General features: G+C 50.3%; 13 protein-coding genes. 5 read left to right on the top strand and 8 right to left on the bottom strand.

Annotated features, from left to right (window positions below):
- Window positions 1-79 precede the first annotated feature (79 nt).
- Entirely contained in the window at window positions 80-754 is a 675-nt protein-coding gene (gene tctD / locus FH968_RS05185) for a transcriptional regulator TctD (protein ID WP_139878083.1), read from the top strand.
- Window positions 741-2147 carry a sensor histidine kinase gene (locus tag FH968_RS05190; protein ID WP_139878084.1) on the top strand — a complete coding sequence of 469 codons (1407 nt, stop codon included), beginning with the start codon at window positions 741-743 and terminating at the stop codon, window positions 2145-2147. The genes tctD and FH968_RS05190 overlap by 14 nt, the downstream gene beginning before the upstream one ends.
- A gap of 32 nt (window positions 2148-2179) precedes the next feature.
- Here FH968_RS05190 and katA read toward each other — a convergent pair whose 3' ends face one another.
- Complete coding sequence (gene katA, locus FH968_RS05195; protein WP_139878085.1) at window positions 2180-3619, bottom strand: catalase KatA; 1440 nt, start codon at window positions 3617-3619, stop codon at window positions 2180-2182.
- Between the two features lie 261 nt (window positions 3620-3880).
- Between katA and FH968_RS05200 the strand changes: the two genes are divergently transcribed.
- Both FH968_RS05200 and FH968_RS05205 read left to right on the top strand, forming a co-directional pair.
- Window positions 3881-4423, top strand: a complete 543-nt coding sequence (locus tag FH968_RS05200; protein WP_139878086.1) for a YfaZ family outer membrane protein — start codon at window positions 3881-3883, stop codon at window positions 4421-4423.
- A gap of 105 nt (window positions 4424-4528) precedes the next feature.
- Window positions 4529-5725, top strand: coding sequence for a nicotinamide mononucleotide deamidase-related protein YfaY (locus FH968_RS05205; RefSeq protein WP_139878087.1), 1197 nt, complete (start codon window positions 4529-4531; stop codon window positions 5723-5725).
- Between the two features lie 3 nt (window positions 5726-5728).
- Here FH968_RS05205 and glpC read toward each other — a convergent pair whose 3' ends face one another.
- From glpC to glpA, 3 genes are read right to left on the bottom strand one after another with little or no spacing between them, the layout of a single operon-like run.
- Window positions 5729-6928, bottom strand: coding sequence for an anaerobic glycerol-3-phosphate dehydrogenase subunit GlpC (gene glpC / locus FH968_RS05210; RefSeq protein ID WP_139878088.1), 1200 nt, complete (start codon window positions 6926-6928; stop codon window positions 5729-5731).
- Window positions 6925-8184 (bottom strand): glycerol-3-phosphate dehydrogenase subunit GlpB, encoded by a 1260-nt coding sequence (glpB, locus tag FH968_RS05215; protein WP_139878089.1) that lies wholly within the window; start codon window positions 8182-8184, stop codon window positions 6925-6927. The genes glpC and glpB overlap by 4 nt, the downstream gene beginning before the upstream one ends.
- Entirely contained in the window at window positions 8181-9800 is a 1620-nt protein-coding gene (gene glpA / locus FH968_RS05220; RefSeq protein WP_139878090.1) for an anaerobic glycerol-3-phosphate dehydrogenase subunit A, read from the bottom strand. Before glpA ends, glpB begins: the two co-directional genes overlap by 4 nt.
- Before the next feature lie 240 nt (window positions 9801-10040).
- Between glpA and glpT the strand changes: the two genes are divergently transcribed.
- On the top strand, window positions 10041-11399 hold the full coding sequence (gene glpT, locus FH968_RS05225) for a glycerol-3-phosphate transporter (protein WP_139878091.1): 1359 nt from the start codon (window positions 10041-10043) through the stop codon (window positions 11397-11399).
- A gap of 36 nt (window positions 11400-11435) precedes the next feature.
- Here glpT and yfaE read toward each other — a convergent pair whose 3' ends face one another.
- From yfaE to ubiG, 4 genes are all read right to left on the bottom strand, one after another.
- Window positions 11436-11690, bottom strand: a complete 255-nt coding sequence (gene yfaE / locus FH968_RS05230; protein ID WP_139878092.1) for a class I ribonucleotide reductase maintenance protein YfaE — start codon at window positions 11688-11690, stop codon at window positions 11436-11438.
- A 3-nt stretch (window positions 11691-11693) separates the two neighbouring features.
- On the bottom strand, window positions 11694-12824 hold the full coding sequence (gene nrdB, locus FH968_RS05235) for a class Ia ribonucleoside-diphosphate reductase subunit beta (protein WP_139878093.1): 1131 nt from the start codon (window positions 12822-12824) through the stop codon (window positions 11694-11696).
- A gap of 59 nt (window positions 12825-12883) precedes the next feature.
- A complete protein-coding gene (gene nrdA, locus FH968_RS05240) occupies window positions 12884-15169 on the bottom strand; it encodes a class 1a ribonucleoside-diphosphate reductase subunit alpha (protein WP_139878094.1) in 2286 nt (761 codons plus the stop codon).
- A 355-nt stretch (window positions 15170-15524) separates the two neighbouring features.
- A complete protein-coding gene (gene ubiG / locus FH968_RS05245; RefSeq protein WP_139878095.1) occupies window positions 15525-16244 on the bottom strand; it encodes a bifunctional 2-polyprenyl-6-hydroxyphenol methylase/3-demethylubiquinol 3-O-methyltransferase UbiG in 720 nt (239 codons plus the stop codon).
- Window positions 16245-16273: the final 29 nt, after the last annotated feature.

The following is a 16273-nucleotide window of genomic DNA, read 5'->3' on the forward strand; positions in this document are numbered from 1 at the left end:
AGTAGCTCGGTTGCGTGATTGTTAAAGCATTAACCTTTCATTTACCTTTCACGGCAGCAGAAACTTTACAGGATGTGATATGCGTCTCTTACTCGCAGAAGATAACCGTGAGCTGGCTCACTGGCTGGAAAAAGCCCTGATACAAGCAGGCTTTGCTGTGGATTGTGTGTTTGACGGCCAGGCCGCCGACCATCTCTTACAAAACGAACGCTATGCGGTCGCGGTAATGGATATCGGGATGCCAAGAATGGATGGTCTTGAAGTGTTACAGCGTTTGCGTAAGCGCGGGCAGACGTTGCCAGTGCTGTTACTGACAGCGCACAGCACAGTGAGTGACCGCGTTAAAGGGCTGAATACGGGGGCCGATGACTATCTGCCCAAACCGTTTGATCTCGAGGAACTGGATGCGCGGCTGCGGGCACTGGTGCGGCGCAGCGAAGGCCAAATTCACGAGCAACAACAATTAGGGCAGCTTACGCTTCATGATGAAGGTTACTTCTTACTGGAAAACAAACCGTTGGCATTAACGCCGCGTGAACACGCCATTTTGACGGTGTTGATGTATCGCCGCACGCGTCCGGTACCCAAGCAGCAATTGTATGAACAAGTGTTCAGTTTAAGCGACGAAGCTAGCCCGGAATCTATCGAGCTTTATATCCATCGTCTACGCAAAAAATTAGCCACCAGTAATGTACAAATCACCACGCTACGCGGGCTTGGTTACGTGCTGGAGTGCAGTGATGCGCACCTTTAAACCGAAGTCTTTGTTTGGGCAACTGCTGCTTTTCCTCGGTTTACCGTTATTTATTTTGTGGGGTTTTTCGGCGGCTAGTAGTTATTTAAGTGCCATGAATGCTGCCACTCAAGCTTACGATCGCACATTGCTTGCCTCGACGCGTACCGTTGCGGAGCAGCTCGTGGTGCATGACGGAAAGCTTGCGGTTGATGTTCCGTGGGTGGTGCTCGATAGCTTTGAGCGCAACATGGACGACAGATTGTATTACAAAGTCACTGATACGCACGGCAACGTTATCTCGGGATACGACGACCTGCCTGATATGCCAAAAAATACGCCGGGCACGGAGTTGTATCCGGCACTGGCATGGTTCTATGACGCCGAATATCGAGGACAAACGTTGCGCGTTGCGCGTTTGCTTCAGCCCGTTAACGAGGGTGGAGTGAATGGCATGGCACAAATTATTGTCGCTGAAACTATTCAGTCGCGGCGCTATCTGGCGGTGCGGTTGTTAATGTCAGCAGCACTCACGCAAGGCGGTCTGGTTTTGCTGACACTGACGCTTGCCTGGCTACTTTTGAGACGAGTGCTTAAACCGATGCGCCAGCTTTCGGTGCAGATGGCCCGACGCGACTCAGGTGACTTAACGCCGCTGCCGGATTTACTACCGTGGTCGGAAACACGCTTGCTGATTGTCTCGTTTAACCGTTATATCGACCGATTGCGTAGCCTGGTTGCTCGCCAGGCGCGATTCAGCGCCGATGCGTCTCACCAGCTTCGCACACCGTTAACGGTGCTAAAAACTCAGGCATCCGTAGCGCTCAGCAGTTCTGACCCAATGCAGTGGCGAGAAAGCCTGGTAGCGATGCAAAGCACACTCGATAACACCATTCATTTGACCGAGCAATTATTACAGCTCTCACGCCTTAGCCGGCTTGACCAGACAGACGGGCAGGCAATGGAAGCGGTTGATTTGGTGAAAATCGCGCAGGCGTGTTGTTTCTCAAGCCTTGCGCAGGCAAGAAGCAAAAATATCGATTTGGGTTATGAAGGGTTGCCCACGGCCTGGATAACCGGCGAGCCAGTTTTGCTGGGGGAAATGTGCATGAACCTGCTGGATAATGCCCTCAAATACACGCCAGATAACGGTATTGTCACCATTCGTGTGACCCGCGATGAATCGCAAATTGTATGGCTTGAGATTGAGGACAACGGCCCCGGCATTGAAAACGGGCAGGTTCGCCACGCGCTGATGCCGTTCCACCGTTTAGATAACAGTGCAGAGCAAAGTGGCGCAGGAATTGGATTGGCACTGGTGAATGATATTGCGCGTTATCATCGGACACGGCCTGAATTGTTACGTTCAGCATTGGGTGGGTTACTGGTCAGAGTTAAATTGGCTGCGATTTAAAAAGGCGGGGATACACCCCGCCACAATACGTGTTATTTCAATTCGTTAAGTGCTGCCGCTACACCCGCGCCATACTCCGGATGCACCTGGTTAAACAGAGCAATCTGGCGCTCCTGAATAAACTCTGGAACATCTTTCATATCACCGGCAATACGGTTAAACATGCGTTGGTGCTCTTCATTACTCAACAGGTTATACAGCGCGCGTGGCTGCGTGAAGTAGTCAGTATCTTCACGATGGTTCCAGTGATCCGCCGCGCCTTCCAGACTTAACGGCGGTTCGCTGAAATCAGGCTGCTCCTGGAACACATTAAAGCTGTTTGGCTCATAGGTTGGGCCATTGCCGCTGTTTCCATCAATACGCATCGCGCCATCACGGTGGTAGTTATGGAACGGGCATTTCGGTGCGTTAACCGGGATTTGATGATGGTTAACACCCAAACGGTAGCGGTGCGCATCACCGTAAGAGAACAGGCGGCCTTGCAGCATACGGTCTGGAGAGAAACCAATGCCTGGTACCACGTTCGCCGGAGACATTGCCACTTGCTCAACATCGGCAAAGTAGTTGTCTGGGTTACGGTTCAGTTCAAGTTCACCCACTTCAATCAGCGGATAATCACCGTGTGGCCAGACTTTTGTCAGGTCAAACGGGTTGTATGAAGTCTGCGAGGCTTCCGCTTCCGGCATGATTTGCACGTAGAATTTCCAGCGTGGGAAATCACCGCCTTCAATGGAATCAAACAAGTCGCGCTGTGAGCTTTCACGGTCATTTGCGATAATTGCTGCTGCTTCATCGTCCATCAGGTTGGCGATTTGCTGCTGTGTTTTCAGGTGGAATTTCACCCAGAAACGCTCGTTGTCGCTATTGATAAAGCTGAAGGTGTGGCTACCAAAACCATGGATATGACGGTAAGAACGTGGCAGGCCGCGGTCGCTAAAGTCGATGGTTAACTGGTGCACAGATTCAGGAAGCTGTGAGAAGAAATCCCATTTGTAGGTGGCGTTACGCAGGTTGGTACGTGGGTCGCGCTTCACTACGTGGTTTAAATCAGGGAATTTTAGCGGGTCGCGAAGATAGAACACGGGGGTGTTGTTGCCGACTAAATCCCAGTTGCCTTCTTCGGTATAAAATTTCATGGAGAAGCCGCGAATATCACGCTCGGCATCTGCGGCGCCACGTTCGCCTGCTACGGTTGAGAAACGAAGGAACAGCTCGGTTTTTTTGCCAATCTCAGAGAAGATCTTTGCACGGGTGAACTGTGTAATATCGTGTGTGACAGTAAACGTACCAAATGCACCAGAGCCTTTGGCGTGCATACGACGCTCCGGAATAACTTCACGGTCAAAGTGGGCGAGTTTCTCTAGAAACCATACGTCCTGTAGTAGCATTGGGCCACGGGGGCCAGCGGTTGCGACATTATTATTGTGGGCTACTGGAGCCCCGGATGCAGTCGTTAATCCTTTCTTGCTCATTGTTGTCTCCATGTATCAATGTGAATTGCGGCCAAAAGCGGATCGAGGTGTTCTGTTTATTTATGGGGAAGTTATGGCCTATGAGCAATTTGGCACTTTCTATCGCTGCCATTCATTGATCCTGTCACGAGATTGCCAGTTTTTTTCATTTTCTTACAAACGAATAACAAAAAGCATCTCTAACGCATTGATTGAATGATTAGTGGCTGTAGAATCGGCCTTTTTTAAAGGATCTCCCTTTTTTTGCTAAGGATCGAAAGCATGAACAAATTATTAATGGCGGGTGTTGCTGGTTTAGCCCTCGTTTCAGCATCTGCAAGCGCCATCAGTGTCAGCGGTGAAGCGGGTGAAAAATATACTAACGTTGGCGTTGGTTTTGGTACGGAATCAGCCGGTATTGCTGTCACCGGTAACTATGCGCACAACGATGACGATGGCGATACTGTCGGTCTTGGCTTAGGTCTGAATGTTCCATTGGGGCCGATGATGGCAACTGTGGGTGGTCGCGCGGTTTATCTGAACCCGAACGACAGCAAAGAAGGTTATGCGGTTGCTGTAGGTGGCGGTCTGAGCTGGCCGATTTTTGAAAGCTTCACCGTGTTTGGTGATTACTATTACTCCCCGGATTCACTGTCCAGTGGCGTGAAAAACTACCAGGAAGGCAGCGCAGGTGCGCGTTGGGCTATTCTTCGCCCAGTTAGCATTGAAGCGGGTTATCGTTACATTGGCGTTGAAGGTAAAGACGGCGATCGTAATAACACCATCGCTGATGGCCCATATGTAGGTGTGAGCGCGCGTTTCTAATATCGTCTGGCCGTAGCGCCCGCTACGGCCTATCTATTTGCCCCCCAATCCATTTCCATTTCGTATAGGTTATAGTGAGCTGTTCCCTTCCCGCGGAGTACAACGATGATAAAAGTGGAAATGCTGTCTACCGGCGACGAAGTTCTGCATGGCCAAATTATTGACACCAATGCAGCCTGGCTTGCTGATTACTTTTTTAACCAGGGTTTACCGATGTCGCGCCGCAATACGGTGGGTGACAGTCTTGATGATTTAATCGCGGTGCTCAAAGAACGTAGCGAGCATGCCGATATTCTGATTGTGAACGGCGGACTTGGGCCAACCAGCGATGATCTTAGTGCGCTAGCAGCCGCTACCGCAGCAGGCGTTGAGCTTGTGATGCATCAGGAATGGCTCGCACACATGGAACGTTTCTTTGCAGAGCGCGGGCGCGAAATGGCTCCCAGCAATCGCAAACAAGCATTAATTCCCGCTACCAGCGAAATGGTTGATAACCCGGTCGGCACTGCGTGCGGGTTTGCTTTGCAACTTAACCGCTGTTTGATGTTCTTCACACCCGGAGTGCCTTCAGAATTTAAAGTGATGGTTGATAGGCAAATCATGCCGCGTCTGCGTGAGCGCTTCGTGCTGCCAGAACCGCCAGTTTGCCTACGTCTGACCACTTTCGGGCGTTCTGAAAGTGAGCTGGCTCAAAGCCTGGATCCGCTGCCGTTACCGGAAGGTGCGGTGATGGGCTACCGCTCATCAATGCCAATTATTGAACTGAAACTGACTGGGCCTGCCAGTCAACGCGAAGCAATGGAGGCTGTATGGCCGCGAGTGCAGCGTGTGGCGGGTGAGAGTGCGATATTTGAAGGAACGGAAGGACTACCTGCGCAATTGGCCGAGCGCCTGAGAGCACAATCACTCAACATTGCAGTCAGCGAGCAATTCACTGCCGGTTTGCTGTGTTTGCAACTTTCAAGCGCACAAGCCCCGCTTGGCAATAGCGAAGTTCTCTCATCACGCCCTGAAACACTGGCGCAGCTTACCGCGCGCGCGCGCAATTTCGCGCAACTTGCAGGGAGTGCGTTAACGCTGGTGGTGGGAAGTCTGGATGATGAACATCTTAATTTCGCATTGCACACGCCGACAGGCACTTACGGCCTGCATGTGAAATTCAGTGTTAATCGCCATGCCCTTCGTACATGCCAGGAAGTCTGCGCGATGATGGCATTAAACATGCTGCGTCGCTGGCTCAATGGCTGGGATGTCGCTGCAGAACATGGCTGGATTAATGTTGTTGAATCCGTAGAAATTTAAGTATTACGCGAGTGCCTGAGCCAACAGAGTAATCGGGTGCTCGCATTTTTTACTGGTGGACATCTCAATCTGCCATTTACATGTTTCACAATCCGTTACCACCAAATCAACACCACTTTCCTCTATTTGCTGGAATAATGGTGCGCCGATACTCTGCGAAGTTTGATAGTTTTCCTTTTTAAATCCATACGTTCCGGCAATTCCGCAGCATTGAGAATCCAGCATTACCAGCTCGACTCCCGGCAGACGACGCAATAGATCAAGCGTATACAATGACCATCCCATTTTCTCCATATGGCAGGGTGTGTGATAGGCAATACGCAGTGGTAACGCTTTTAGTTTTAGCTCTCGACCCTCTTCCAGTAATTTCCAGATAAACCGTGTTGCCAGTTCGATATGGTCGCGCATTGGACGAGTGTCGATATCCAGTACTTGCGGGTATTCATCGCGCAGGGTAAAGGTGCAGGTCGACGAGGTGGCGATAACCGGAAGATTACGTTCCAATACGGCCTTGCGCAGGGAATCCGCATTAATATTCGCCTGCTTTTTGGCTTTATCAATAAAACCGTTAGCAATCAATGGCACACCGCAGCATTTTTCTCGCTCCAGCAATTGCACGCCGACTCCCATGGCATTCATTACGCACAGCAGATCTTTACCTAGTTGTGGATGATTGTAGTTCACGTAGCAACCGTGGAAAAACGCGACTTGTTGCGCAAAATCTTGCTGCTGGCTCGCCTGGTTTCGATACCAACGGCGAAAAGTTCCGGCTGAATATTTGGGTAATTCGCGATGGCTGTCGATGCCCAAGGTTTTATCGAGCAAGCTTCTCACCGGTTTTAGTGACGTTGCTGTATTCACCAGTGGTGCAAATGGCGTTGAAAGCGTTCCCATCAAATCGGTGTGGCTGAGAATGGTGTCTCTTAAGTTGAAAGGTGATTTGCCGAAGCGGGCTTTAGCGCGCTGGATAATATCGCCAATTTTCACATCAGACGGGCAGGCCACTTCGCAACGTTTGCAGTTGGTGCAATATTTAAGGGCATCATCGTAAAGCGCGCTATCTTTCAGACGTAGGCGTTCGCCATCTGGCCCGGACTGCTTTGGGCCTGGATAATCGGGATTAACCCGGCTTACCGGGCAGACGGTGGTGCAAACGGTGCATTTAATACAGTTTTCAAAACCAGTTTCATCGAGCAGATTCATGCGCCAGCCCCCTTAGAATCAAGAATTTGTTGTGCGACATGCAATGCGCCAGTCATGGATACCCCGGCACCGCAGCCTTGCTGTAGCGGGTCAAATCCGGCAAGTACAGAACCGATGGCATAAAGATTTTCGATGCGCTGCCCAGCGAGTGTTGGGTGAAAATATTCATCTATGCCGACGCCTGCCTGTAGGTATGGTTGAGGGCAGAAAAAGTCTTCTTTACACCATTCTTCACGCAGCAATGGGCCACGAATATCAAGGCCGAAAATTGGCTCTCGTATCCCGCTAAATTTCGCTTCCAGACCGTTACTGAAAAAGCTACCGCTGGCAAGGATATAGCTCGTGGCTCGCAGCGGGATTTCTGCGTGATTGCGCGTGAAAATGGCGCTGACATTGTTCTGGCCCATTTTTGTGTTAAGCACCGCATCGCCAGGCATCATTATCCCTTTGAGCTGCTGGAAGCGGCGATGCAATTGATGGTACATCCTCATACCAAGCACTGATGGTGGCAGTGTGGGTAATAGGCGAAGCTGGCACGGTAATTCGCGACTTATTGTCTGCCAGATTTTCTCATCATGACTTCCCAGACAAGCGGGAAGGAACAGGGCGTCAGTTTTGTTCGCCAGCGCTTTAAGTTCTTTAATCAGTAGCAACTGCTGCTCGGGCATATCCAATAAGCGGGCGATGTTGGCGGCGCGAAACTCGCTGGGGTTATTACGAAGGGTGTCTAATGCGGGGAGCGTAAGCTCGGCGGTTTGTACCGCGATATTGTTTTCTGCCAGTGAACCGGCAACCAGTTCGGGCTGAAAATCGAGAAACCCAGCGATGCCCACCACTGTTATGTGTTTCCAGGGGAGCGGGGCGGTGGGAATTTCTTCTGGGCTGAGCCACGTTGCGCGTTGCGTACCAAGCGGCGTAATGCGCTGATGATTTTGCTGATAGCTTCCTTGTAGCGTGATATTGCAACGAGCAAGCAGCGCTTCGCTATCTGCGGCATAACGAGATACATTATCTGCTCCCATCAAGCTGTAAGGGTGCTCGGGTGCTTGTTGTTTCAATGCTTCCAGTGCCTGCAAAGGGAAATTCACCGGGCTGCCGTCGGGCAATTCCGCCAGCAAGTCCAGTGAGCCGGATGAAAAATGCAGTGCACTTTGCCCTCGGCTGATGATGGCACAACGTTGACCCGCTTCCGCCAGACGGATACCGCATACTAACCCGGCTAAGCCACCGCCAATAATCAGGTTGTCGAATTTCATTGTGGCGTTCCTTTTTTTAATCCACACAATCCCTGATAAACCCAGGCGGTGAATTCGCTTTCCCGCAGTGCATCGTCCCAGGCAATGGGTCGGATTCCTTTCCAACGCTCGTTGAGAAAAATAGAAAGTTCGTCGAGCGATTGTGCAGACGACGAGGAGTTAAAGCGCTGTAATAACCCTGCCGCCCGACAGGCGCAAAGCTCGCCCTGACAAGTGCCCATACCAACGCGAGTACGGCGGCGTAAATCGCCAAGATTGCTGACTGCAAGATTGTTGGCCGCGTAGCGAACTTCACCTGCGGTGACGGCTTCGCACTCGCAAACCAGGCTATTGCTTAGTCGGTCACCAGCCAGAAGTTGCCCGGCACGATCGCCATGTCTCCAGACCGCAGAACGTCTAATTGTTGGCGGCAGTGAGATGACTTTACTGAGTGTTTCTTCTTGCGAGCTACCGGAACCTGGTAGCGGGGAAGTTGCTGTGGTGCAGGGGTGGGTGTTACCGAGTTTTTCACATATGGAATTGGTCGCCCATTCAGCCATCAGGCGATAAGTCATCAGTTTGCCACCGGTGATGGTGATAAAACCGTCCATTCCGTCGCGCAGTGCATGATCCAACAACACGATACCGCGGCTGGCATTTCTTCCTGTCGGATCGTTATCGCTTGCCACCAATGGGCGGACACCAGCATACGCACGCAGAATACGGGTTGTAGCAAGTTTTGGGGCAAGCTTCGCGCCTTCACGAATCAGAATATCGACCTCCTGCGGCGTGACGCGCATGTTATCGATCTGATCGTACTCGATTGGTGTTGAGGTAGTACCAATCAGCGAAATGGTATCGCCGGGGACTAAAATATCTGCATCAGCGGGTTTACGGCAGCGGTTAATCACCATGTTATTGATGCGATGCCCGAGTATCAGCAATGAGCCTTTGGCGGGCAGCATTCGAACACGCAAATCGGCATATTCTGCAATGTGTTGTCCCCAGATCCCGGCGGCGTTTACCACCATATTGGCGTACAAATCGTGATGTTGCCGGGTTTTGTGGTTATAGACCCGAACACCGGTTACCCGAGACCCGCTACGGATAAGTCCTGTAACTTCCTGGCCGGTGAAAATTTCTGCGCCATGCTCTCTGGCATCCAGCATATTGGCAGCGGTAAGGCGGAAAGGATCGACAGTGCCATCGGGTACACGAACGGCACCTATAAGTTCAGGATTGGCGGCGGGTTCCAGATGTAAGGCTTCTTTGGGGGAAAGTATCTGCGCGTCAATCCCAGCGTTCTGACAAGAGATGATAAACGTGCTTTGTACGGCTAAATCATCTTCAGGAAGCGTGATAAACAAGCCATCTGTTCGTTCAATACAATGGTGAGCAATGCGTTTAAGAATACGGTTTTCTTCAATACACTCCCTGGCAGATTCACCATCTGTCATGGCGTATCGCGCACCGCTATGGAGTAATCCATGATTGCGTCCGGTTGCCCCGGTGGCAATATCATGCCTTTCCAGCAACAAAGTTTTTAACCCGCGCCGTGCACAGTCTCTGGCAATTCCCGCGCCCGTTGCTCCACCACCGATAATAATGACATCCATTTCTTTGCGTCCCGCTGTCATGCTCTTCTCCAGGAAAGATCCGCGTGAACACTATTCAGCCACATATAACTTTTTAAATGTTTGATATCGAGCAAATTCGAGCATAAATCGAAAGTGAAATGTGACTTCATGCACTATTTCGATAATTTGTAATAAAAATGTAATATGTTGTGGGGTGTTTCACACTAACTAAGCACGATAATCCTTAACATGCGCTCGCAAAAGAACATTGCCTGATAAAACCCTGCCACGGAGGCATTTATGCTGAGCATTTTCAAACCCACCCCACACCAGCCACGGCTGAAGAGCGAGCACATCGACCCAACTTATCGGCGCCTGCGCTGGCAAATCTTTATGGGGATTTTCTTTGGTTACGCAGCCTATTATCTGGTGCGTAAAAACTTCACGCTTGCAATGCCATATCTGGTGGATCAGGGCTTTTCCCGTGGGGACCTGGGCTTTGCACTTTCAGGAATTTCCATCGCTTACGGTTTTTCAAAATTCATTATGGGGTCAGTTTCTGACCGCTCTAATCCGCGTGTTTTCTTACCTGCTGGTTTGATTCTGGCGGCGTTAGTCATGCTGTTTATGGGATTTGTTCCATGGGCAACATCAAGCATTGCAGTGATGTTTGTGCTGCTGTTCCTCTGTGGCTGGTTCCAGGGGATGGGGTGGCCGCCGTGTGGGCGCACCATGGTGCACTGGTGGTCACAGAAAGAGCGTGGAGGAATTGTTTCCATCTGGAACTGCGCGCATAACGTGGGTGGTGGCCTTCCGCCATTGCTGTTCCTGTTGGGAATGGCGTGGTTCAACGACTGGCATGCCGCTCTGTATATGCCTGCGTTTGCGGCGATACTCGTGGCGTTGATTGCTTTTGCGTTAATGCGCGATACACCGCAGTCTTGCGGGTTGCCGTCAATTGAAGAATACAAAAACGATTATCCTGACGACTATAGCGAAAAGGCAGAAGAAGAGCTGACAGCCAAACAGATCTTCATGCAGTACGTTTTCCCTAACCGTCTGTTGTGGTACATCGCCATTGCTAACGTTTTCGTTTATTTACTGCGTTACGGCATCCTCGACTGGTCACCAACGTATCTGAAAGAAGTGAAACACTTCACGCTGGATAAGTCTTCGTGGGCCTACTTCCTCTATGAATATGCAGGTATCCCAGGAACGCTACTTTGCGGCTGGATGTCGGACAAAGTATTCAGAGGGAATCGTGGTGCAACCGGTGTGTTCTTTATGATTCTGGTAACGATTGCGACCGTGGTTTACTGGTTGAACCCACCGGGTAATCCTGGTGTTGATATGGCGTGCATGATTATCATCGGCTTCTTGATTTATGGGCCGGTCATGTTGATTGGTCTGCATGCGCTGGAACTGGCACCGAAAAAAGCAGCCGGAACCGCAGCAGGATTCACCGGGCTCTTCGGTTATCTTGGCGGCTCGGTCGCGGCGAGCGCAATTGTCGGCTACACCGTTGACTTCTTTGGCTGGGACGGCGGTTTTATGGTGATGATTGGCGGCGGCGTGCTGGCGGTTGTTCTGTTGCTGGTGGTGATGGTGAGTGAGAACAAACACCATCAACAAATGAAAGCCAGAGAAGGTCAGAACTAGATACTAAAAAACCTCCCACGGGAGGTTTTTGTTTTTTTACATCTCTATTTCAATATCACCTTGAGCCTGGCAGCAACAAGGTAATATTTCACCGGGTTGGATAAATGCCAGTGGCTCAGTGAGCCACTTAACCTGTCCGGAAATCAGACGTGTACGGCATGAGCCGCAATAACCTTCCCGACATTGGTATTCTACGGCAACCTGATGAGACTCAAGTGTTGCCAGTAAGGAAGGATGGTCTTCTTTACACAGAAGCTGCGCCCCTGTGATTCGTAACGTAACGCGGCTCATAAATTACAGCTGGAAGTCGCTTAAATCATCGGTATTAACGTTTGAGTCAATCTGACCCACCAGATAAGAACTCACTTCCACTTCTTGTGGCGCAACCTGCACGTTATCGGACACCAGCCATGCGTTGATCCATGGGATTGGGTTTGAACGCGTTTTGAATGGCAAATCAAGGCCGACCGCCTGCATACGAATGTTGGTGATGTAATCAACATACTGGCAAAGAATATCTTTATTCAGACCGATCATCGAACCGTCGCGGAACAGGTAGCTTGCCCACTCTTTTTCTTGCTCGGCTGCCAGCACGAACAAGTCGTAGCATTCCTGTCGGCATTCCAGTGCGATTTCAGCCATTTCAGGATCGTCTTCACCGGAGCGCATCAGATTCAGCATGTGCTGAGTGCCGGTCAGGTGCAGCGCTTCGTCACGGGCAATCAACTTGATGATTTTCGCGTTGCCTTCCATCAGTTCGCGCTCGGCGAAGGCGAAAGAGCAGGCGAAGCTGACGTAAAAGCGAATTGCTTCCAGTGCGTTAACGCTCATCAGGCAGATATAAAGCTGTTTTTTTAGCGCGCGCAGGTTAACGGTAACGTTTTTACCGTTCACGCTATGCGTACCTTCACCCAACAGATGCCAGTAGCTGGTCATCTTGATCAGATCGTCGTAATAGCCAGAGATATCTTTGGCACGTTTGAGGATCTCTTCGTTTTCCACAATGTCGTCAAAAACAATCGCTGGATCGTTAACGATATTACGGATGATATGGGTGTAAGAGCGTGAGTGAATCGTTTCGGAAAACGCCCATGTTTCAACCCAAGTTTCCAGTTCAGGGATAGAGATCAGCGGCAGCAATGCCACGTTCGGGCTACGGCCCTGAATGGAGTCCAGCAATGTCTGGTATTTCAGGTTACTGATGAAGATGTGTTTTTCGTGATCGGGCAGGGCCTGATAGTCAATACGGTCACGGGAGACGTCCACTTCTTCTGGGCGCCAGAAGAAGGAAAGTTGCTTTTCGATCAGTTTTTCGAAGATGTCATATTTTTGCTGATCGTAGCGTGCCACGTTAACCGGCTGGCCAAAGAACATTGGCTCAGCAAGTTGATCGTTTTTCGTCTGTGAAAAAGTGGTGTAAGCCATGAGGTCAAATCCTGTAATACGTCGAAAAAATCCCCTCAGCTAAGTGAGGGGATTTTAAGTTAGATTTTACATGCGCCGCTTTCGCAGCCATCGTCCTGGATTGAAGGCGCCAGGTCGTCTTGCGCATCTTCCGCACCGTCGCGGGTGTTCTGATAATAAAGCGTTTTGACACCAAATTTATAGGCGGTGAGCAAATCTTTGAGCAACTGTTGCATCGGCACTTTTCCTGACGGGAAGCGTGATGGGTCGTAGTTGGTGTTTGCAGATATCGACTGGTCGATAAATTTCTGCATCAGGCCCACTAATTGCAGGTAACCGTCATTGTTTGGCAGCTCCCACAGCAGCTCGTAGCTATCTTTCAGTGTTTCGTAATCCGGCACGACCTGGCGCAGGATACCGTCTTTCGACGCTTTAATGCTGATATGTCCACGCGGTGGCTCGATACCGTTGGTCGCGTTGGAAATTTGCGACGAAGTTTCAGACGGCATCAAAGCAGAAAGCGTGGAGTTACGCAGACCGTGAGTTTTGATGGATTCACGCAGCGTTTCCCAGTCGAGATGCAATGGTTCGTTGCTGATGACATCCAGGTCTTTCTTGTAAGTGTCGATTGGCAAGATGCCTTTAGCGTAGGTGGTTTCGTTGAACCACAGGCATGGGCCTTGCTCTTTTGCCAACTCGTTCGAGGCTTTCAACAGGTAGTACTGGATTGCTTCGAAGGTTTTGTGCGTCAGGTTATTGGCGCTGCCATCGGAGTAACGAACGCCATTCTTCGCCAGGTAGTAAGCGAAGTTAATCACGCCAACACCCAAGGTGCGGCGACCCATTGCACCGCGTTTAGCGGCAACCATTGGGTAGTCCTGGTAATCCAGCAACGCATCCAGAGCACGTACCGCAAGAATCGCCAGTTCTTCCAGCTCATCCAGGCTCTTGATTGCGCCAAGATTGAATGCAGACAACGTACACAGTGCAATTTCACCGTCTTCGTCGTTGATGTCATTCATTGGTTTGGTCGGCAGCGCGATTTCCAGACAGAGGTTGGACTGGCGCACTGGCGCGATAGCTGGGTCAAACGGGCTGTGGGTATTGCAGTGGTCAACGTTCTGAATATAGATACGGCCAGTTGAAGCACGTTCCTGCATCATCAACGAGAACAACTCAACGGCTTTCACACGTTGTTTACGGATGCTGTCGTCTTTTTCGTATTTGGTGTACAGCTGCTCAAATTTTTCCTGGTCAGCAAAAAATGCATCATACAGACCTGGAACGTCAGACGGGCTGAACAGCGTGATGTCTTCGCCTTTCAGCAAACGGGTGTACATCAGTTTGTTGATTTGCACGCCGTAATCCATATGACGCACGCGGTTGCCTTCAACACCACGGTTGTTTTTCAGCACCAACAGGCTTTCAACTTCCAGATGCCACATTGGATAGAACAACGTTGCTGCACCGCCGCGTACACCGCCCTGAGAGCAGGATTTCACTGCGGTCTGGAAGTGTTTGTAGAACGGAATACAACCGGTGTGGAACGCTTCACCACCGCGAATTGGGCTGCCCAGTGCACGGATACGACCGGCGTTGATACCGATCCCGGCACGTTGGGAAACGTATTTTACAATCGCGCTGGACGTGGCGTTGATGGAGTCCAGGCTGTCGCCGCATTCGATCAGTACACAAGAGCTGAACTGGCGAGTTGGGGTACGCACGCCAGACATAATCGGCGTAGGCAAAGAAATTTTGAATGTGGAAACTGCATCATAAAAACGCTTCACGTAGCTCAGACGGGTTTCACGCGGGTAGCCGGAGAACAGACACGCAGCGACCAGAATATAGAGGAACTGTGCGCTTTCGTAGATTTCACCGGTGACACGGTTTTGAACCAGGTACTTGCCTTCAAGCTGTTTTACAGCCGCGTATGAGAAGCTCATGTCACGATCATGGTCGATGTAATCGTCCATCTGCTTGAACTCTTCTTCCGTGTAGTCTTCCAGCAGATGTTGATCGTATTTACCCATCTCAACCATTTTCACAACATGGTTATAAAGTTTAGGTGGTTCGAACTCACCGTAAGCTTTTTTACGCAGATGGAAAACGGCCAGGCGTGCAGCCAGATATTGATAATCAGGCGCTTCGCGAGAGATTAAATCTGCCGCCGCTTTGATGATGGTTTCATGAATGTCAGAAGTCTTGATGCCGTCGTAAAACTGGATGTGCGAGCGCAGTTCAACCTGTGATACGGATACGTTATTTAAGCCTTCGGCGGCCCAATCCAGAACTCGATGGATTTTATCCAGATCGATACGTTCAGTGCGACCGTCACGTTTTGTAACCAGCAGACTCTGATTCATGTGCGTTTGTACCTGTCCGTGAAATTAAAAAAGCCCCATTTATCCACAGCCAGCCTCTTGTGGCTAACTTTGTGGATAAATACTATATGTAGGGGGTTGTGGATTACTTAATCACTATATGGTGAGTATTCTAGTAACTAATCGCTTGAGAACAAGTATTGATTTCGTGACAGAATTGAGGTTGTGACAATGCAGTTTTCGCTAAGTCCACGCCACGTAAGGCTTGTGACAATTGTCAATGGGATGCAAAAAAAATGATATTTTTGATCGAGTGCTGATTTCTTAAACTTCATTGATAAGAGCGTGGTTTGATACCACGCAATTTTCATCAAATTCGCTTATGACAAACTCTGAATTAACCTTGGGTGTGCAACATATAGTTAACATCAACGCCGGGAGCGAGTTTAAACTTGTTAGTCAGTGGGTTGAAATGCAACCCAGTCATATGACGTTCGCGCAGTTGTGTATCATCAACCCAGGCCAGTAACTCAGCGGGTTTGATAAATTTCTTCACGTCATGCGTGCCTTTTGGCACCATGCGCAGAATATATTCCGCACCGACCACCGCCATCAACCATGACTTGCCGTTACGGTTGAGAGTGGAGAAAAAGACGTGGCCGCCCGGTTTTACTAATTTTGCACAAGCGGTGACGACCGATTTCGGGTCGGGCACATGCTCAAGCATTTCCATACATGTCACCACGTCGTACTTTCCGGCAAATTTTTCCGCGTGCTGTTCAACGGTTTCCTGAACGTAATCCACCTGAATACCGCTTTCCAGTGCATGAAGCTTCGCCACCTGTAATGGTTCGAAACCCATATCCAGCCCGGTGACATTGGCACCTTCGCGTGCCATGCTTTCTGCCAAAATCCCGCCGCCACAGCCGACATCAAGCACCGTTTTACCGAACAGACCATCGGCACGTTGGGTGATATAACCCAAACGCAGCGGGTTAATACGGTGTAGAGGTTTAAACTCGCCTTCTAAATCCCACCAGCGTGAAGCAACGGCTTCAAATTTGGCGATTTCATCATGGTCGACGTTGTGGATTACCGGTTGGTTTTCGGCATTCATGGGGCTACTTACTCCTTGCTCGTTTCGTG

The sequence above is a fragment of the Buttiauxella sp. B2 genome (assembly GCF_006376615.1).
Taxonomy (GTDB): Bacteria; Pseudomonadota; Gammaproteobacteria; order Enterobacterales; family Enterobacteriaceae; genus Buttiauxella.